Raw genomic sequence first — 18,390 nt, forward strand, 5'->3', positions numbered from 1 at the left:
CTCACGCCGGCTCGCAGCAGCTCACAGCGGGATCTGCGGGTAGTCCACGGCGGCGACCCGGCGGATCCGGTGCCGGAGGGTCGGCGGGAGCGCGTCCAGGTCGGACGACGTGAGGCGTTCCGCGGCGGTGCCGCCGAAGACCGCGCCCGCGAGGCCGTGGTCGTGGACCGTCAGCCAGGCCTCCCAGCCGCGTACGTCGTCCACCGCGAAGGGCCGGGCCGCGTTCCGCGCCGCGGCCAGCAGGTCCTGGCGGGCCGGCGGCGACGGCCGGGAGGCCAGCGCCGCCACCGCCGCCGACAGCAGCGGCGCCGCGCAGTCCGGGTCACGGGACACGAGCCCGTCGAGTTGCCGCAGCAGGCCGGCCACCAGCTCCGGTGGCAGCCGGTCGGCGTCGGCGGCGAGCAGGTCGAGCACCAGCGGGCGCACTTTCGCCGCCCAGGCGCCGGGCAGCCAGGCCACGCACCGCTGGTAGGCGACGGCGAGCGGCCGCCACGACGTCGCCAGGCGGCTGGTCAGCCACAGCCGCAGCACGTCGTGGACGACGGAGGAGGCGCGTGCGTCGCCGTGGGTGTAGAAGGTCATCAGCTCCGGGCCGAGGAATTCGGCCACCGGTTCCAGGGCGTGCCTGACCACCGAGTCGTTGGTGCCGCCCGACACGTCCATCTTGTGCATCAGCTCGACCCAGTACGTCCTGCGCCAGGCCGCGCTGCGGACGCCGACGGCGTGGCCGTACAGCCAGACGGGATCGACCGGCTCCGGCGCGCCGACCGGGTCCGCCGCGGGCAGGATCTCCAGGTCCCGGCGCCCCGCCGGGCGGATGTGCCGCAGCCGCAGGGCCAGCGCGAACTCCGTCCACTCCTCCTCGATCATGGACGACCGCCACAGCAGTGCGCGGCGGTGCCAGGTGGCGGGCGTGTCGGGGGAGTCCGGGAAGATCCGGCCGGCGCGGAACCCGCCGGTCAGCGCGAGCAGGACCAGCAGCAGATTCGCCTCGTAGAGCCCGTGCCGGGAGGACGTGGGCCGGCCGGGGTCGGGGCGGTAGCCCTCGTGCGGGTGCTGCGTACGCGTGGCGTTGACGGCGATCACCTGGACGATCAGGTCGGACAGCCGCCGCCGGTCGGCTTCCGGTACGCGCGCGACGCGGGCCCGCACGAACCGCAGCATCTGGCGGGCCGACAGCGGCACGTAGGAGAGCAGCACGTAGAGCAGCCCGTCGTCCACCGGCGCGGGGCCGACGATGAGGCTCGGCCGCTGGTCGATGAGCCGGTGGAAGAGGTCCACCGCGAGCCGTACGGCGAGGTATTCGCCGAAGGTCGCGTGCAGGAACTCGTAGGTGGCCAGCCGGTGTCCGTCCTGGACGGCCTGCGCCCGCTGGATGAAGAAGAAGCGGCCGAGCGCCACGTCGCCGTGCTCCAGCGGCGCGCGGAACCGGGACTCGGCGGCGGCGGGCCGCCCGAGCAGGGCGTCGAGGTCGGCGCCGAGTTCGCTCGCGGTGACCCACTGGCGGCGCCGGTTGAGCATGGCGAAGGCGACCAGCGACAGGCGTTCCAGCTCCTGCCGTACCAGGACGCCGACCTCGGCGGGTGGCGCGGCCGCGGCGGACTTGCCGACCTCGCGGGCGGCGAAGGCGGTGAGCAGGTCCTCGTAGAGGTCGGCCTCGTTCAGCGGTGTGTCGCCGCGCTGGAGGGCGTTGCCGGTGGCGTCGTAGAGCGCGAGCATCAGCAACAGCAGCGGCTGGCTGGCCAGTTCGCGGTGGTGCTCGGCGACGGTCTCCGGCAGGGGGAGGGTGCCGGCGGCGGCGAACAGCCGCTCGTTCGTACGGTTCCAGATCCCCACCCAGGCGCGCACCTGGCCGTCGCTGAACGGTTCGAGGCGCAGCGCCACCGTGCCGTCCGGGTAACGGGCCCGGTCCGCCACCGCCGTCCTGGTGGTGACCAGCGCGATGACCGGCCGGCCCTGGTCGGACTCGCGCTGCTGGAAGGCGGCGATACGCATCAGGAAGTCGGACTGGCTGACGCCGGTGGCCTGGAGGAGTTCGTCGAAGCCGTCGAAGAGCACCAGCGGGACGGTGCCCGGGGCCGCGCGGATCAGCTCGGGCCAGGTGACGCGTTCACCGGTCGCGGACCGGACCGCGTACTCGATCTGGTCCTGGATCTCCGCCTCCGCGGGGATCTCCCGCAGCACCACCCGTACCGGCAGGAAGCCGGCGGCGTGCAGCCGGGCCGCGAGGACCTTCGTCAGCATGGACTTGCCCGCTCCCGGCTGGCCGAGGACGACCATCGGCGCCGCCGTCGTGCCGGGCCCGGTGAAGGCGCCCGCCAGGTATTCGCAGAGGTCGTCGCGCAGTTCGGCCCCTGACCACCAGTCCTCGTCGGCCGGCGTGCCCGCGGTGCCGTCCGTGGCCCGCACCCGGAACCGCGGATCCAGGTAGCTGTCGGCCACGGTGGGCAGGCCGGCGTAGGTCGTCATGTCGCCGTCGGCGAGGATGCGGCGGCCCAGCGTCGCCCGGTAGGCGGTGGACAGCGCGGCGGCGACGTCCACCGGCGGCGACGTCGCCGCGGCCAGGCCGTTGAGCAGCATCTCCACCGTGCTCAGCGCCGTACGCACGGTCGCCCGCGTCGCCTGGTGCTCGGTGCGGCCCGACCACAGGCCGAACTCCGGTATCTCGGCGCTGAGTCGGGCGAAGAGCTCCTGGTAGCGGACCAGCGCACCGGCCGCCACCATGCTCAACCGCCGGGTGGACACCGCCCGTTCGGTCTCGCTGAGCCGCTCCCAGAGCGCCAGCCCGCGCAGGAAGCGCAGCAACCGGCCTTCCAGCAGCGAGTACCACCGGCCGAGCTCGTCCAGCACGTCCTCGTACGGCAGGTGCGGGGCGGGCATCGGTGCGGCGGTCGACGCGACGGCGTGGACGAAGTTGTGGGCGTCGGCCTCGGCGCTGCCCGCGAGAGCGAGTTGCTCGCGGCGGGTGAGCCGCGCCTCGGCCCAGTCGAACGGCAGCGCCACCTCGCCCAGCACCTCGAAGTACGCCGTCACCACCAGCACCGCGTGCGCGGCCTCCAGTTGCCGCGTGCGCCCCACCCGGTCGGCCGCGCCCAGCGATTCCCGCAGCCGCCCGAAGACGTCCCGCCCCAGCCGCAGGATCCGCCCCTGCGCCCCGGCGAGGTTCAGCACGGTCTCGCTCACCCCGCCGGTGGCCACCGACAGGGCGCCCCCCAAGGCCTCGTCGAGCGCGACCAGACCCGGCGGATCCACCCCCAGCAGCGCGACGGCGTCCCGATACCCGACCAACCGCCGCGCCCCCATCCCCCACTTCCCTTCCGACTGTTCTCCCTGGCCCCGCCCCGGGCAGCCCACCTTGCCACGACCCCCAGCCGGGCACGGCGACTTCCCCGATCCGGTGGCCCTGCGCACCCTCGCCGGGCGCTTCGCCCGGGTGCGCCGCCGCGGTCGGGCGACCTACGGACCTGGCCCCGCCGCGACCTGCGGATCACGGCGACGGACGCGCGGACCGGGCAACTCGAGGTCTTCACCGCCGACTCCGGCCCGACCCTGCTCGAAGCGGTCGCCGCCAGCTGCGCGGTGCCGCTGATCTGGCCGCCCGTCACCGTCGCGGGCCGCCGCTGGATGGACGGCGGCAGCCGCTCGACCACCAACATCCCGCTGGCCGGCGGCCACCACCGCGTGGTGGCGGTCGCGCCGATCCCCAAGGCGGTCGGCCCGCACCCGGACGCCGCGCAGGAGGCCGCCGCACTGGGGGCGGACGGCACCGCCGTCGCGCTGCTGACCCCGGACCCGGCGGCCCGCCGCGCGATGGGCCGCAACATGGTGGACGACTCCCGCCGCCCGGCCGCCGCCCGGGCCGGCCACGCCCAGGCCGTCGCCGCCGCGGAGTCGGTGGCCGAGGTCTGGTTCGCCTGACCCGCGGGACGCGGCAGGCGCTGCGGGGATGCGCGGAGCGGCCCCCGGCGGGCCGCCGCGGTCGCACCCGGTTGTGAACTCCTCCGGCCCTAACGAGCCCGGCTGATCGTGAGATGAATCGACCGGAACCGCTGATCGAGTGCTGTGGGCGGGGGCTGGAACGTGTACGACCAGCTCGTCGGGGCGGGCGATCCCACCGGTGACGGCCGCGCCGACCTGGTCGCCCGTGACACCGCCGGCACCCTGTGCGGGGCCACCCGGGGGGCGAGGGGTGCCGGGGGCCGGAGGTGCCGGGGGCACACTGCCGGGCAGCCGGGGGCGGGGGGTGGCGGGCGACTAAGGAACGGCTTGGCGTCGGCTTGGCGAATCCCTGGCCATGGCTTCCCGCCTGGTCACCCGCCCCGGGCGGGAAAGCCGCCGTCAGCGGACCGCCGGCCGCCCCTGCCGTCCCACGGACACCGCCACCCACTCCGGTCGTCGCGGCCGGGCCGTCGGCGGGCCGGCGCCAAGTCCACGCCAGTTCGGCGCCAAGTCAGGTGGGCGATGCTCCTGCGTGTCACCCGGCTGGTGTGACCCGGCGCGGGGGGCTCGGAGCGTCCTGCAGCGTGTCATGACCGGCCCTGCCGTGAGCCGGGCGCGGGGGCGTCCATCGCTGACGGCGACCGGTCGCGCGCGTCCGTGCTCACCCCATGGGGAGGAGTTGAGGCGCGGATGCGACCTCTCAACACGCGTCGGATGGTCCTGGCCGCGGCGGCGGCCGCGGCGCTCGCCGGACTGAGCGCGGGACCGTCGGGACCGGTGGCCGAGGCGGCCGCCCGCCCGGCGGGACACCCGGCCGAGCTGACGGCGAGTGCGCCGGTCAGGGTCGTGGCGAGCGGGCTGAACGGGCCGCGCGGCCTGGTCTGGGGACCGCACGGCCACCTGTTGGTCGGCGAGGCGGGGACCATTCCCTCGCTGTGCGACACCAGCAACCCGGCGGGGGTGAACTGCTTCGGCCTGACCGGTTCGATCGCGGACGTCTCCTCCGGCTCGCCGGTACGCATCCGCACGGGCCTGGCCTCGCTGCTCAACGGGGGCGAGATGGTCGGCCCGGACGACCTGGAGTACGTCGACGGCCACCTCTACGCCCTGGAGCCGGCGTCCCCGGAGTTCGTCCCTGCCGGTCTGCCCGGCCTCACGCCGGAGCTGAGCGCGACGCTGAAGAAGCAGTACGGCGCGCTGCTGGACGTCACCGGCCGCTCCCCCCGGGCGGTCGCGAACCCCGGTGACGTCGACTACCAGTGGGCGCCGGACCACGACGGCAACCCCTACGCGCTGGCGGCCAACCCGCGTGGCGGCTTCTACCTGGTCGACGGGGGCTCCAACACGCTGGACTCGATCGACCGGCACGGCAATGTGCAGGTGCTGGCCCTGGTCCCCAACACCCCGGGCGGCGCGAACTCCGTTCCCACCTGCCTGGACATCGGCCCGGACGGTGCGGTCTACATCGGCGAGCTCACCGGGTTCGGCGGCTCGGCCACCGACGCCGACGTCTTCCGCTACGTGCCGCGCACCGGCGCCCTGACGGTGTGGCAGAGCGGCTTCAGCGCCATCAACGGCTGCGGCTTCGGCGCCAACGGTGACTTCTACGTCACCGAGTTCGACACCACCGGCTTCCCCTCGTCCGACGTCCCGCCCACCGGCGCGGTCGTCCAGATCGGCAGGGACGGGCGGCGCACCACCCTCGGCGCGGGCAAGCTCTTCGCGCCCGCGGGCTTCCTGGCCGGCCGCGACGGCTCGCTCTACGTGAGCAACTACTCCTCCATGTGGCCCTTCGGCGACCCCGCCTACTCGACCTCCGGCCAGGTCGTCAAGATCGGCTGACCCCGGCCCCGTTGCGGGCCGCGGCCACCCCGGCCGCGGCCCGTGAGGGGGCAGGACCGGCCCCCCGTGCCTCAGCCCAGCACGGTCCGCAGCCACGCAGCCGTACCGGCGAGGGAGGCGGGGGCGCCGAAGGCCGCGTCCTCGTGCCCGGCGCCGCCCAGCAGCTCGAAGCGGGTGCGCGCGCCGGCCCGGCTGAGCGCGTCGTGCAGCGCCAGGCCCTCGGCGGGGGGAACGATCCGGTCGCGGTCGCCGTGGGCGATCAGGAACGGCGGCGCCTGCGCCGACACCCGCGGCAGCAGGCTGAGCGCCCGGAGCGGGCCAGCGGCAGGCTCGGGCGTGCCGAGCAGGTCCGCCTCGAAGTGGAACGGCAGCAGGCCGGCCTCCACCGTGCTGCGGGCCGCCGAGGCGGCGAGGTCCGTCTGGCCGAACCAGTGCACCACGGCCTGCACGGCGCTGGACCGGTCCGCGTTTCCGCCGACCGTGCCCTCCAGGGCGCTGTCGCCCGCGGACAGCGCGAGCAGCGAGCCCAGATACGCCCCCGCGGAGGCGCCCCACATGCCGAGCCGTTCGGTGGCCAGCCCCAGGCGCCCCCCGTTGGCGCGCAGCCAGCGCACGGCGCCCTTGAGGTCGTGCAGTTGCTGCGGGAAGACCGCGCCTGGCGCGAGCCGGTAGTCGACCGCGACGACGGTCACGCCGTACGCGGCGAGCGGGGTCAGCCGGGTGGCGCCGTCGGCCTGCCGGTCGCCGCGGGTCCAGCCGCCGCCGTGCGCGTAGACGACGACGGGGGTGCCGGGCAGAGCGGGGCGGTGGATGTCGAGCCGCAGCTCGACGCCGTCGACCGTCGCGAACAGCACGCCGGACTCGACCGTCACCGCGGTCCGCCCGTCCCCCACGTCATGTGGGTCGTGCACGGCTCCCGCCTTTCCCGCGGCCCCCGCGACCCCTGCGCCTCCCGGGTCTCTCGCGTCTCCCGCGTCGGTCATGCCGCCTCCGTCCCTGGCGGGCGGCCCGCCCGCGTACTGGTCACTCATGGTAAAGAGCCCGTCCGGACGGGGTCATATGCGACGCTTGTCCTGAGGGAAGAATCCGACCGGGAACGTCCGTGCCACGGAGATCCCGCGCCCGCCGCCGTCACCGGCGGTGCCCGGACGGGATCGGGAAAGGGGCATCTGATGGCCGTATTCGGACTGGGTCTGGCAAGCCTCGGCCGTCCTGAGTATCTGAACGTCGGGCACGGGGCCGCCCTCGGCGACGACCGTTCCGTCGAAGGCCTGCGCAGGCGGTGCGAGAGCGTCTGCGACGCCGCGTGGGAAGGCGGGGTGCGGTGGTTCGACGCGGCGCGCTCGTACGGTCTGGCCGAGCAGTTCCTGGGCGGGTGGCTGGCCGCCCGCGGCATCGGGGCCGGGGACGTCACCGTGTCCTCGAAGTGGGGCTACACCTACACCGCCGACTGGCAGCCGCACGCGGAGGTCCAGGAGGTGAAGGACCACTCAGCCGCCGCCCTGGCCCGGCAGTGGCCGCAGACCGAGGCCCTGCTCGGGCCGTGGCTGCGCCTCTACGCGGTCCACTCCGCGACCCAGGAGTCCGGGATCCTCGACGACGCGCAGGTGCTGCGCGACCTGGCCGCGCTCCCCGTCCCCGTCGGCCTCAGCCTGAGCGGCCCCGGGCAGGCCGACACGCTGCGCAAGGCGCTGGAGATCCGCGTCGAGGGGCAGCCGGTCTTCTCCGCGGTGCAGGCCACCTGGAACGTCATGGAGCCCTCGGCCGGCCCCGCACTGGCGGAGGCCAAGGCAGCGGGGTGGACCGTCATCGTCAAGGAGGCCCTGGCCAACGGCCGTCTCGCCGTGCCCAGTCCGGCGACCCAGCGGCTCGGGCCGCGCCCCGGCGTTGCCGCCCTGGCCGCCGTGCTGGCCCAGCCGTGGGTCGACGTGGTCCTGTCGGGCGCCGTCACCGTCGAGCAGCTGCGGGCCAACCTCACCGCCCGCACCGCCCCCGCACCCGACCCGGACCGCTACGCGCCGCTCGCCGTCGACCCGCAGACGTACTGGCGCCGGCGCGCCGCGATGCCCTGGACGTAGGCCTGCTCTCGGCCTAGCCCTCCCGCGACCTGGCCCTGCCCTCGACCTGGCCTCCCGAGCCGAGCCGAGCGGGGCCGGGCGGGGCGCCCGGTCAGGGCCGGGCGGGGCCGCGGTAGGGGAGGGTCTGGCGGTAGACGACGCCGGTGGTCGTGCTGCCGAAGCCGGCCAGCTCGTCGACCACGCTCTCCAGGTGCTCCATGGACGTGGCGGCCACCTTGAGGGTGTAGCAGTCGTCGCCGGTGGTGCGCAGGCACTCCAGGATCTCGCGGCGGTCCTCGAGCAGCCGGCGCAGCGGCTGGTGGTGGTTGCCCGGGTACTTCAGCCGGACGATCGCCAGCAGCGGGTAGCCGACCTGCGCGAGGTCGACCGCCGCGTGGTAGCCGGTGATCACGCCCAGCGTCTCCAGCCGCCGCACGCGCTCGGCGGCGGCCGACGCGCTGAGGCTCACCCGGCGCGCCAGCTCGCTGACCGAGACGCGCGCCTCGCGCTGGAACTGCTCGATGATCGCCCAGTCGACGTCGTCAAGATTCGCGGTCATCCGGCAAGACTACCGGGAGATCAGCGGTGGCAGGCGGGGAGTCCCGGGAGATTCGGCTTCCTCGCCGGGGAAGCACCGCTATAGCATCCGATCATGGAACTAGGCGTCAACGTGCCGAATTTCGGGCCGGGAACAGACCCGGGGGTGCTGCGCGAATGGGCGCGGACCGTGGAAGGGCTCGGCTTCGGGCTGCTCATGGTCTCCGACCACGTGGCCGTCACCCCCGACGTGGCGGAGAAGTACCCCGAGCCCTTCTACGAGCCCTTCACCACGCTGTCCTGGCTGGCCGGGATCACCACCACGGTCCGGCTCGGCACCACCGTGCTCGTCATGCCCTACCGGCACCCGCTGCTGGTGGATCGGATGGCGCGCAACCTCGACGCGCTCAGCGGCGGCCGGCTGGTGCTCGGCGTGGGCGTCGGCTGGGCGCGGCAGGAGTTCGAGGCACTGGGCGTGCCGTTCAGCGCACGCGGCAGGCTGACTGACGAGCACCTGGCCGCGCTGCGGGAGGCCTGGCGCGCGCAGGACGGCGGCCGGCCGATCCCGCTCTGGGTCGGCGGCAACAGCGACGCGGCGATCCGCCGCGCCATCGCGTACGGGGACGCCTGGCACCCGATGCGCCTCACGCTGCCCTGGCTGCGCTCGGCCCTGGCACGGCACACGCCGCCGTCCCTCGCCCCGCGCATCTCGCTGCGGCTGACCGGCGCGCCGGTCGACGACCCGGAACGCCTCGCCGGTACCGGAACCATCGAGCAAGTCATCGACGACCTCGACCAGTTGCGCCGGCTGGGCGCCGGCTCCGTCCTGCTCGACCCCTACCGCGGCGACCCGGAGGAGACCCGCAGGCCCCAAGAGGTCTGGCAGGCGCTCACCGCCGTGGCCGAACACTGGAAGGCAGCATCGTGATCACCTCCGCCGACGAGGAACTCCTGCGCCGCGCCGTCGCCTTGGCCGCCCGCGCCATCACCCTGGGCGACGCGCCCTACGGTTCGCTGCTCGCCGGGCCGGACGGCACGGTGCTGGCCGAAGCGCACAACACCGTGCGCAGCGACAACGACATCAGCGCCCACCCGGAACTGAAGCTCGCCCGCTGGGCGGCCCGCGAACTCGCCCCCGAGGCGGCCGCGCGCACCACGATGTACACCAGCTGCCAGCCGTGCGGCATGTGCACCGGGGCCATCGCCCGATCCGGCCTCGGCCGCGTCGTCTACGCGCTCGCCACCGACCAACTCGTCGCCCTCAACCCGGACTCCGGCGCCTGGCCCACGGTCCCGCAGGACGGCCCGGCCCTGCTGGACGAGGCCCGCGTCCCCATCGAGGCGTACTACCGGCACTAGGCCGCGTCCGGCGCCGGCGTACTGCCGGGTGTCATCGGGGCCCGAGCGGGCACGCGACTTCACGTGAAGACCCAAGCAGCGAGAGAGCCCGGCCGGCGTGACTCCCGAAGCATGGCCGGCAGCAAGGCGGTTGCGGCCGGCGGCCGTGCGGGCTTCGTCGCCCGCGGGATCATCTACGTCCTGGTCGGCGTGCTGGCGATACGCATCGCCACCGCGGACAGCGGTGGCCAGCAGGCCGACCGGGGCGGCGCGCTCGCCGAGATCGCGCACAAGCCGTTCGGCGACGTCCTGTTGTGGCTGCTCGGCATAGGCGTGGCCGGTATGGCGCTGTGGCGCCTGTCCCAGGCCGTCTTCGGCCTGGGCGGCCCGGACGGCGACAAGCCGGCCAAGCGCGCGATGGCCGCAGTGCGCTGCGTCTTCTACGGTTTCGTCTGCTACTCCGTGCTGGCCTACGCGGCCGGCGACAAGGGCAGTGGCAGCGGGTCCACCGACCGGAGGACCAACGACGTGACGGCCAAGGCCCTGGAGTGGCCCGGCGGCCAGTGGATCGTCGCGATCGCCGGCGTCGTGGTCGGCTGCGTGGGCGTGGGGATCGCCGTCCGCGCCATCATGCGGAAGTTCCACAAGCACCTGAAAATGGCGGAGATGTCCCGGACGGAGCAGCGCGCGGTGGACTTCCTCGGGGTCTTCGGCGGCACGGCCCGCGGCGTCGTGCTCGCCACCGCCGGCGGCTTCGCCGTCGCGGCCGCCGTCCAGCACACCCCCGGCAAGTCCAAGGGCACCGACGACACCCTGCGCTCCTTCGTCGGCACCCCCGCCGGCCCCTGGCTGCTGGTCCTGATCGCGGCCGGCCTGATCGCCTTCGGCCTCTTCTCCTGGGCCAACGCCCGCTGGCGCAAGCTCTGACCCGACGCTGCCGGCGGCCTGCCCCGCCGTGGACCCCGAATCCCCCGCTCGACGAGCGTCCCGGACCGCCCCTCGGCGCCGGGCCGTTCGGCGTTCCGATGACTCGGGCCGCCGCGAGGCGGGAACGGCGACCGCCGCGGATGAACATTCGTTTTACGATGGGCCATGCCCAAGGTCAGTGAAGAGCACCGCGAAGCCCGCCGCCGGCAGATCCTCGACGCCGCCTGGGTGTGCTTCGCCCGCAACGGCTTCCACAAGACGTCCATGCCCGACGTCTTCGCCGAGGCCGGGCTGTCGGCGGGTGCGGTCTACCGCTACTTCCCCGGCAAGGAGGCGCTGATCACCGCGATCGCCGAGGTCTCGACGCGCCAGCTGATCGACATCCTGGACGCGCACCTCGGGGCGGCCGAGCTCCCGGCGCCGGATGAGCTGCTGCCGGCGATCGTGGAGGACCTGACGGTCCTGGGGGAAGGGTCGCTGCCCGCTCCCATGGCGCCGCAGGTGTGGTCGGAGATGATGCGCGACCACCGGCTCGCGGCGGCGGTCGCGGACATGCTGGGGGACATCCAGGACCGGCTGACCCGCCTGTGCAGGCGGTATCAGGACGCGGGGACGGTCGACGCCGACCTCGATCCCGGCGACACGGCCCGCGTGATGCTCGCGCTGATCCAGGGCTGGATCATCCAGTGGAACACCATGGGCCTGGCCGCCCACCAGCAGATCAGGGCCGGGGTACGCGCCCTCCTGGCGGGGCCGCGTGCCGCGGGGGCACGAGGCTGAGGCCATCGGTGCCGCCTTCCGCGACCAGTACGGCCTCCGGGACGACGGGGCGCCGGCGCCCGAAGGCGACGACCGCAAGCCCGAGCACGCTCCACACGCCGAGGACGACGAGCGGGCCGGCCGAGCCGCTGCCGCCGAAGTAGGCGGTGCCGCGCACCAGGCCGGCGCCCGCCCCCGGCGGCAGCCACCGGCCGATGTCGGCCGCCGCCTTGGGCAGCAGCTCGGGCGCGGACGTGCTGCCGGAGAACGGGTTGCCGACGAAGACCATGAGGGCGGCGCTGAGGCCGAGACCCCGGTGGCCGAGCAGTGTGACCAGGCCGGCGGTGGGTGCGGAGATGGCGAGCATGGTGAGGGCGACGGCCGCCCAGGTGGCCGCGTGGTCGTGCGGCAGCGCGCCGAGGAAGGTCTGGGCGACCAGGTAGACGGCGAAGGCGGCCGCGGCGCAGGTGGCCATCAGGGGCACGACCCTGCTCGGGCCGGGTCGCAGCCGGGCGCCGATCGTGGTGAACAGGGCGATGATGATGCTGCAGATGGTGAGCGGGAGCAGCGAGGCGCTGAACGCCAGGCCCCGGGGGTCGTGCACGGAGGTCGGGACGACGTCCACCGTACGCACCACGGCCCCGGCGCCCCCCGCCCCGGAGGCGGACGCGGACGCGGGCGCCGACCCGGACCCGATACCGGACGCGGCCGTGGACGTGCCGCCCGCCGAAGCTGCCGTGTGGGCGGCGAGCTGGTGTCCCGCCGCGTCGACCAGCTGGGCCACGGTCGGGCTCGCGGCGGTGGCCTCAAGCACGGTGACGTGGCCGGGGGCGACGACGAAGGCGCCGTAGACGTCGCGGTGCTCGATGGCGGACCGCGCCGCCGCCTGGTCCGGGTAGAGGCGGATGTCGAACGCGCCAGGCCGGCCGTGCTCCAGGCCCTCGACCACGCTCTGGCTCGCGGTGCCCGTGCTGACGACCCCCACCGGCAGATCGCGCGGCGCGATACGTGCCGCCGGCCACGCGTAGGCCATCACGGCGAGCGCGATCACGAGGGGCAGCCCCACGATCATGATCACGGCCTGACGCCATGACGGGACGCCCAGCGGGTTCTTCACGGTCGTGCCTCCGGTGGCGGAATGATCATATTGGTACAGATCGCAGCGTAGATTCCGCATATTTCAAAGTCAAGACGAACATTCGTTTTCTTATTTCCTGGACCGGCCCCCCGCCAGGCACCCCCAGGTCGACAGCTCCCAGTCCGATCGCCTCGGTCCCGCGTGTACACAGGGCGGAACGGGCCGTTCGTTTTACGGTACTTTTATGGGATATGTCACCTGGTGGGCTGTCGTGTCGTCCGGAGCCGCCCCCGTCCTGCTGGTCGGCGGCTCGACGACCGCCGCGGTGCTCGAAGGTCCCAGCTACAACCCCGTCCGCCAGACGATCAGCGTCCTGGCGGCCGGCGGGCCCACCGTCTACTGGGTGTTCACCGCGATGGTGGTCGCGCTGGGCGTCTGCCACCTGGCGACCGCCACCGGGCTGCGGGCGGCCAGGCTCGCCGGGCGGCTCGCGCTCGGCGCCGGCGGGTTGTGCGCGATCATCCTGGCCTTCGTCCCGGCGCCGAAGAGCGGGGGCTCCTTCTCGCACGGCTCCGTGGTCACGGTCGGCTTCACGCTGCTGGCACTGTGGCCGGTGCTGGCCGCCGACCGGCGGCCGCTGGTGCCGTGGGGACTCCGGCTCAAGCCGTCGATCGCGGCGACCTCACTGATGGCGCTGTGCGCCGCCTGGTTCCTGGTCGAGGACCAGATGCGCGGCGTCGCCGGTGTCGCCGAGCGCACGGTGACGATCCTGCAGGCGCTGTGGCCGGTCGTGGTCGTCATCTCCTGCCTGCGCTATGCCCGCCGCGCCTGACGGGTCACGCCCCAGGGTCCCGGAAAGCCGGCGGCCTGGCCTGATTCAACGTTGTAAACAACAGATCCGGACAGCGCAGCGGGTTCAGCAAGAATAAAAGCAACAAATATTGACGCATTCGACCAGCGCGCGTACGTTCCGTCGCAGCCGTCGGCCGTGGTGCCAACCGCGCCGCCCCGCCGGCGAGTTCGAGCTCCCTCCCCCCACCAAGGAGCACACCATGCGCAGAACGGGATCCGCCGCCGCGCGCGACCCGCTGAGCGCCCCGGCGGCACCCCGTCCCCCTCACCCGGGCATCCGGCGGGCGCTCCTCTCCGCCCTCGCGACGTTCGGGATGCTGCTCGCCGCGTTCCTGAGCCTGCCCGGCTCGGCGGCGCAGGCCGCGGGCACCCTGCCCTGCGACCTCTACGGCGCCGCAGGCACGCAGTGCGTGGCCGCGCACAGCACGACCCGGGCGCTCTTCTCCTCCTACAACGGCCCGCTCTACCAGGTCACCCGCGCCTCGAACGGCGGCACCGCAGACATCGGCCTGCTGTCCCAGGGCGGTTACGCGAACGCCGCCCAGCAGGACGCGTTCTGCGCGGACACCACCTGCCGGATCAGCAAGATCTACGACCAGACCTCCCGGCACAACGACCTCTACCCCGGCCCGGCGGGCACCGCCGGCGGGGCCGACCGGGGCGCGGACGCCGCCGAGCTTTCGGTGACGGCCGGCGGCCACAAGGTGTACGGCATCTGGATCTCGCCCGGCGTCGGCTACCGCTCGCACGGAGCCGCGTCCGGCACCGCGGTGAACGGGCAGGCCGAGGGCGCGTACATGGTGGCCAGCGGCACCCACGTCGGCTCCGACTGCTGCTTCGACTACGGCAACGCCGAGAGCACGCCGGCCGACACCGGCAACGGCCACATGGACGCCGTCAGCATCGCCACCACCTGCTACTTCGCACCCTGCAACGGCACGGGTCCCTGGGTCGAGGCCGACATGGAGAACGGCATGTTCCAGGGCGACAACGGCTCCAACACCGCCAACGCCGGCAACAGAAGCGCGTTCGTCACCGCCGTGCTGAAGAACAACGGGCAGACGACGTACGCCCTGAAGGGCGGCAACTCGCAGTCCGGCGCCCTGAGCACCTGGTGGAACGGCGGGCTGCCGACCCGGGGCGGCTACCGGCCGATGCAGCAGGAGGGCGGCATCATCCTGGGCACCGGCGGCGACAACAGCAACCGCAACAGGGGCACGTTCTTCGAGGGCGTCATGGTCGCGGGCTACCCGACCGACGCGGCGGAGAACTCGGTCCAGTCCAACATCGTCTCGGTCGGCTACTCCGGCGAGACGAACGTGCCCAACGGCCCGCAGGGCACCATCACCGGTCCCGGCGGCAAGTGCGTGGACGTCGCGGCCGACGACACCGGCGTCAACGGAGCGGCCGTGCAGCTGTGGGACTGCCAGAACTGGGCCGAGGACCAGTTCTGGGCGCACCACACCAACGGCTCGCTCAGCACGATCGGCCGCTGCCTGGACATCGTCGGCAACGGCACCGCGAACGGCGCCAAGGTCGAGCTGTGGGACTGCAACGGCGTCGGCGGGCAGGTCTTCAACCAGCGCTCGGACGGGTCACTGTTCAACCCGCAGTCCGGCCGCTGCCTGGACTCCCCCAGCGGCGCCGCCGCCAACGGCACCCGGCTGCAGATCTGGGACTGCAACGGGACCGCGGCGCAGAAGTTCACCCTGCACTGAGGTCGCCGACCGCGCCGGTGCCCCGGTGGGGCGCCCACGGCCGGGCCGGTTCCGCCGCCGCGGAACCGGCCGGGCCGGCGTGCTCAGTTGTCCTCGTACTCGCGCCAGAGCCGTACGACGTCGGGCTGGGCCCGGTAGAAGGACAGCAGCTTGAAGTACTCGCCGGCCGGCGACGAGGCGACGTAGGCGATGAACCTGCGCTCGGCGCCGGGGTCGGCCGAGGGGGCGTTCCGCGCGAGCTGCTCGATCCTGGGTTCGATCCGGCCGCCGGTCACCGCCGAGGGGTCCGCCGTCATCGCGCTGAAGCAGATCCGCTGGACGCCGGGGGAGTCCCAGTTCAAGGTGACGTAGAAGCCGCCGGCCGACCGGGCGTGGGTCAGCAGCTGGTCGCTCGGCTCCGGCATGTCGATGTCGCTGAGGATCGCCGCGACGTTCTTGGGCTCCCGCAGGTAGCCGTCCGGCGTCTTGAAGTAGACGTTGAAGGTCCTGTGCTCGTAGTCCATGCCGGTCAGCGCCACCTGGTCGGCCACCCCGTGCCGGGCGAAGAACGGGGAGTTCTCGGCCAGCGCCGGCGGCACCGCCGCGATGTCGGCCAGCGTCGAGACCGGCTGCAGGTCGTCCGGCGGGAAGAACTGGAAGGTCTTGGTGAAGCCGCCGACGACCCCGAAGTCCACGCCGTAGTTGTCGATCGGGCACGCGGCGGCGATGTCCGCGCTCAGCGAGGCGACGGGGTGGCCGGTCCGCGGGGTGAGGCCGTTCGCCAGGGCGAGCGCGTAGGGGTCGACGTCCTTGGGGATCATCGTGAAGCGGCAGCTGAAGTCGTCGCCGCGACGCGCGCTGGTCTCCACCCGGAAGGCGATCGCTGACTGCGGGATCACGTCCCGGTACGCCGTCAGGACCGGCCAGACCTTGTCACGCGAGGCGTCGACACCCACCAGCCGGGCCGATTCCCCGATGACCGAGTAAAGGTCTTCCAGCTCCGTCGTCCCGGCCATTCGCCCTCCAAGTTCGGATGAGGCAAGATCACCGACTGTCCAGTGGTCGTCACCGTACGTGTCGGCATCCTGCTGCTCTGTCACCTGAGCATTGGCCGCGGGCCTTGGCGTGGACTATGAATCGGCTTGGCGCCGAGTTGGCGACCCTCGGGGCGCGCGAGCACGCCCATCCGGAGGGCGGCCGTCTAGCCTGGCCAGCGTGTCAGCCTCCCGCCGCCTGCATCGCGTCGCCGTCCTCGTCCTTGAGGGGGCCAAGCCGCTCGACGTCGGCATTCCCGCGCAGGTGTTCACCACCCGCGCGAGCATGCCGTACGAGGTGCGGGTGTGCGGGGCGGCGCCCGGGCTCGTGACCGGTGGCGACGGGCTGTCGTACCACGTCGCCACCGGCCTGGACGCGCTCGCCTGGGCCGACGTCGTCTTCCTGCCCGGCTACCGCTTTCCTGACCGCGACGCCCCGCCGGGTCCGGTGCTCGACGCGCTGGTCGCCGCGCACGAGCGGGGCGCGCGGCTGGCGGCGATCTCGACCGGGGCCTTCGCGCTCGCCGCCACCGGGCTGCTGGACGGCAAGCGCGCCACCACCCACTGGCACTACACCCGGCGGCTCGCCGCCAGGCACCCGCTGGTCCGGGTCGACGAGAACGTGCTCTTCGTGGACGAGGGCGACGTGCTGACCTCGGCCGGCGCCGCCTCCGGCATCGACCTGTGCCTGCACATCCTGCGCGGCGACCTCGGGGTGGCCGCGTCCAACCACGCGGCCAGGCGGCTGGTCGCGGCGCCGTACCGCAGCGGCGGGCAGGCGCAGTACGTGCCGCGCAGCGTGCCGGAACCGCTCGGCGAGCGGTTCGCCGCCACCCGGGAGTGGGCGCTGCACCGGCTCGGCGAGCCGCTCACCCTCGGGGTGCTGGCCCGGCACGCGGCGGTGTCGCCGCGGACGTTCTCCCGGCGCTTCGCCGACGACACCGGCTACACCCCGATGCAGTGGGTGCTGCGGGCCCGTATCGACATGTCCCGTGAGCTGCTGGAACGCTCCGAGCGGAGCATCGAGCAGATCGCTGCTGACGTCGGGCTCGGTACGGGCGCGAACCTGCGGCAGCACTTCCAGCACATCCTCGGCACCACCCCGAGCGAGTACCGGCGCACCTTCACGCAGGGCGAGTAGCCGGGCCAGGGCCGTTCCCGACCGTGGTGCCGGGGACCGGGGGCGGCGCCGGTGGCGGGATCCTTTCGAACCGTGGCGCTCACGCCGCCGTCGTGCCGCGGTGCCACGCGCGAGCCTGGGTGGCGAAGGAAGGGACACTTCTCATGACTCGTATCGCCATCAACGGATTCGGCCGCATCGGCCGCAACGTGCTGCGCGCGCTGATCGAGCGCGACAGCGACCTCGACGTCGTCGCGGTCAACGACCTCACCGAGCCGGCCGGCCTCGCCCGGCTGCTCGCCTTCGACACCACGGCCGGCCGGCTCGGCCGCCCGGTCAGCGTCGACGGGGACACCCTCGTCGTCGACGGCCGCCGCATCAAGGTGCTCGCCGAGCGCGAACCCGCGCAGCTGCCGTGGGCCGACCTCGGCGTCGACATCGTGCTCGAGGCCACCGGCCGCTTCACCTCGGCTGCCGCCGCCCGCGCCCACCTGACCGCGGGCGCCAGGAAGGTCCTGGTCAGCGCGCCCTCGGACGGCGCCGACGCCACGGTCGCCTACGGCGTGAACACCGAGGTGTACGACCCGGCCACCCACACCGTCGTCTCGAACGCCTCCTGCACGACCAACGCGCTCGCGCCGCTGGCCGCGGTGCTCGACCAGCTGGCCGGCATCGAGCACGGTTTCATGACGACCGTGCACGCCTACACCCAGGAGCAGAACCTCCAGGACGGCCCGCACCGCGACGCCCGCCGGGCCCGCGCCGCCGCCGTCAACATCGTGCCGACCACGACCGGCGCCGCCAAGGCCATCGGCCACGTGCTGCCGAACCTCGACGGCAAGCTGTCCGGCGACTCGATCCGCGTCCCGGTCCCGGTGGGCTCGATCGTCGAGCTGAACACCACCGTCGCCCGCGACGTGACCCGCGACGAGGTCCTCGCCGCCTACCGCGCCGCCGCCGAGGGGCCGCTGGCCGGCATCCTCGAATACTCCGAGGACGCGCTCGTGTCGTCCGACATCACCGGCAACCCCGCCTCGGCGATCTTCGACTCGGCCCTCACGCGGGTCGACGGCCGGCACATCAAGGTGGTGGCCTGGTACGACAACGAGTGGGGCTTCTCCAACCGCGTGGTCGACACCCTGCACCTCCTCGCCGGCTCCTGACCGCCGGGCGGGGCGGCCCACCGCCGGGAGGCGCTTCCCGGCGGTGG

At 73.7% G+C, this 18,390-nt stretch carries 16 protein-coding genes; 11 read left to right on the forward strand and 5 right to left on the reverse strand.

Annotated elements, in window-relative coordinates:
* Nucleotides 1–21: 21 nt before the first annotated feature.
* On the reverse strand, nt 22–3,303 hold the full coding sequence (locus OG702_RS17085; protein WP_327293492.1) for an NACHT domain-containing protein: 3,282 nt from the start codon (nt 3,301–3,303) through the stop codon (nt 22–24).
* Nucleotides 3,304–3,330: 27 nt separating this feature from the next.
* Between OG702_RS17085 and OG702_RS17090 the strand changes: the two genes are divergently transcribed.
* Both OG702_RS17090 and OG702_RS17095 read left to right on the forward strand, forming a co-directional pair.
* A complete protein-coding gene (locus tag OG702_RS17090; protein ID WP_327293259.1) occupies nt 3,331–3,918 on the forward strand; it encodes a patatin-like phospholipase family protein in 588 nt (195 codons plus the stop codon).
* 711 nt (nt 3,919–4,629) lie between these two features.
* Complete coding sequence (locus OG702_RS17095; protein WP_327289747.1) at nt 4,630–5,781, forward strand: ScyD/ScyE family protein; 1,152 nt, start codon at nt 4,630–4,632, stop codon at nt 5,779–5,781.
* A gap of 71 nt (nt 5,782–5,852) precedes the next feature.
* Here the strand turns inward: OG702_RS17095 and OG702_RS17100 are convergent, their stop codons facing one another.
* Entirely contained in the window at nt 5,853–6,692 is an 840-nt protein-coding gene (locus tag OG702_RS17100; protein WP_327289748.1) for an alpha/beta hydrolase, read from the reverse strand.
* Between the two features lie 261 nt (nt 6,693–6,953).
* Between OG702_RS17100 and OG702_RS17105 the strand changes: the two genes are divergently transcribed.
* Nucleotides 6,954–7,859, forward strand: a complete 906-nt coding sequence (locus OG702_RS17105; protein WP_327289749.1) for an aldo/keto reductase — start codon at nt 6,954–6,956, stop codon at nt 7,857–7,859.
* 91 nt (nt 7,860–7,950) lie between these two features.
* Here OG702_RS17105 and OG702_RS17110 read toward each other — a convergent pair whose 3' ends face one another.
* Nucleotides 7,951–8,397 (reverse strand): Lrp/AsnC family transcriptional regulator, encoded by a 447-nt coding sequence (locus tag OG702_RS17110; RefSeq protein ID WP_327289750.1) that lies wholly within the window; start codon nt 8,395–8,397, stop codon nt 7,951–7,953.
* Nucleotides 8,398–8,490: 93 nt separating this feature from the next.
* On the opposite strand from OG702_RS17110, the gene OG702_RS17115 reads away from it, so the two are divergent.
* From OG702_RS17115 to OG702_RS17130, 4 genes are all read left to right on the forward strand, one after another.
* On the forward strand, nt 8,491–9,303 hold the full coding sequence (locus tag OG702_RS17115; protein ID WP_327289751.1) for an LLM class flavin-dependent oxidoreductase: 813 nt from the start codon (nt 8,491–8,493) through the stop codon (nt 9,301–9,303).
* On the forward strand, nt 9,300–9,734 hold the full coding sequence (locus OG702_RS17120) for a nucleoside deaminase (protein ID WP_327289752.1): 435 nt from the start codon (nt 9,300–9,302) through the stop codon (nt 9,732–9,734). Before OG702_RS17115 ends, OG702_RS17120 begins: the two co-directional genes overlap by 4 nt.
* Nucleotides 9,735–9,845: 111 nt before the next feature.
* Nucleotides 9,846–10,640 (forward strand): DUF1206 domain-containing protein, encoded by a 795-nt coding sequence (locus OG702_RS17125; protein ID WP_327289753.1) that lies wholly within the window; start codon nt 9,846–9,848, stop codon nt 10,638–10,640.
* Nucleotides 10,641–10,805: 165 nt separating this feature from the next.
* A complete protein-coding gene (locus tag OG702_RS17130) occupies nt 10,806–11,420 on the forward strand; it encodes a TetR/AcrR family transcriptional regulator (RefSeq protein ID WP_327289754.1) in 615 nt (204 codons plus the stop codon).
* Here OG702_RS17130 and OG702_RS17135 read toward each other — a convergent pair.
* Nucleotides 11,362–12,516: an ABC transporter permease gene (locus OG702_RS17135; RefSeq protein WP_327289755.1), complete on the reverse strand. Its 1,155-nt coding sequence runs from the start codon at nt 12,514–12,516 to the stop codon at nt 11,362–11,364. The two genes, OG702_RS17130 and OG702_RS17135, sit on opposite strands and share 59 nt — an antisense overlap.
* Before the next feature lie 205 nt (nt 12,517–12,721).
* Between OG702_RS17135 and OG702_RS17140 the strand changes: the two genes are divergently transcribed.
* Entirely contained in the window at nt 12,722–13,309 is a 588-nt protein-coding gene (locus tag OG702_RS17140; RefSeq protein ID WP_327289756.1) for a DUF998 domain-containing protein, read from the forward strand.
* Between the two features lie 220 nt (nt 13,310–13,529).
* The gene (locus OG702_RS17145) at nt 13,530–15,047 is read left to right on the forward strand and encodes an arabinofuranosidase catalytic domain-containing protein (RefSeq protein ID WP_442814446.1); all 1,518 of its coding nucleotides are present in this window, start codon (nt 13,530–13,532) and stop codon (nt 15,045–15,047) included.
* Nucleotides 15,048–15,130: 83 nt separating this feature from the next.
* Here OG702_RS17145 and OG702_RS17150 read toward each other — a convergent pair whose 3' ends face one another.
* Nucleotides 15,131–16,042 (reverse strand): aromatic prenyltransferase, encoded by a 912-nt coding sequence (locus OG702_RS17150; protein WP_327289757.1) that lies wholly within the window; start codon nt 16,040–16,042, stop codon nt 15,131–15,133.
* A gap of 199 nt (nt 16,043–16,241) precedes the next feature.
* Here OG702_RS17150 and OG702_RS17155 point away from each other — a divergent pair, with 199 nt between their 5' ends.
* Nucleotides 16,242–17,201, forward strand: a complete 960-nt coding sequence (locus tag OG702_RS17155) for a GlxA family transcriptional regulator (RefSeq protein WP_442814447.1) — start codon at nt 16,242–16,244, stop codon at nt 17,199–17,201.
* Between the two features lie 143 nt (nt 17,202–17,344).
* Complete coding sequence (gene gap, locus OG702_RS17160) at nt 17,345–18,343, forward strand: type I glyceraldehyde-3-phosphate dehydrogenase (RefSeq protein WP_327289758.1); 999 nt, start codon at nt 17,345–17,347, stop codon at nt 18,341–18,343.
* Nucleotides 18,344–18,390: the final 47 nt, after the last annotated feature.

It is taken from the genome of Streptomyces sp. NBC_01198, assembly GCF_036010485.1.
Classification (GTDB): Bacteria; Actinomycetota; Actinomycetes; order Streptomycetales; family Streptomycetaceae; genus Actinacidiphila.

Coding starts and splice junctions, on each gene's coding strand:
- OG702_RS17095 (WP_327289747.1), top strand. CDS start 4,630: ATGCGACCTCTCAACACGCGTCGGATGGTCCTGGCCGCGGCGGCGGCC.
- OG702_RS17145 (WP_442814446.1), top strand. CDS start 13,530: ATGCGCAGAACGGGATCCGCCGCCGCGCGCGACCCGCTGAGCGCCCCG.
- OG702_RS17085 (WP_327293492.1), bottom strand. CDS start 3,303: ATGGGGGCGCGGCGGTTGGTCGGGTATCGGGACGCCGTCGCGCTGCTG.
- OG702_RS17140 (WP_327289756.1), top strand. CDS start 12,722: ATGGGATATGTCACCTGGTGGGCTGTCGTGTCGTCCGGAGCCGCCCCC.
- OG702_RS17115 (WP_327289751.1), top strand. CDS start 8,491: ATGGAACTAGGCGTCAACGTGCCGAATTTCGGGCCGGGAACAGACCCG.
- gap (WP_327289758.1), top strand. CDS start 17,345: ATGACTCGTATCGCCATCAACGGATTCGGCCGCATCGGCCGCAACGTG.
- OG702_RS17110 (WP_327289750.1), bottom strand. CDS start 8,397: ATGACCGCGAATCTTGACGACGTCGACTGGGCGATCATCGAGCAGTTC.
- OG702_RS17150 (WP_327289757.1), bottom strand. CDS start 16,042: ATGGCCGGGACGACGGAGCTGGAAGACCTTTACTCGGTCATCGGGGAA.
- OG702_RS17105 (WP_327289749.1), top strand. CDS start 6,954: ATGGCCGTATTCGGACTGGGTCTGGCAAGCCTCGGCCGTCCTGAGTAT.
- OG702_RS17125 (WP_327289753.1), top strand. CDS start 9,846: ATGGCCGGCAGCAAGGCGGTTGCGGCCGGCGGCCGTGCGGGCTTCGTC.
- OG702_RS17130 (WP_327289754.1), top strand. CDS start 10,806: ATGCCCAAGGTCAGTGAAGAGCACCGCGAAGCCCGCCGCCGGCAGATC.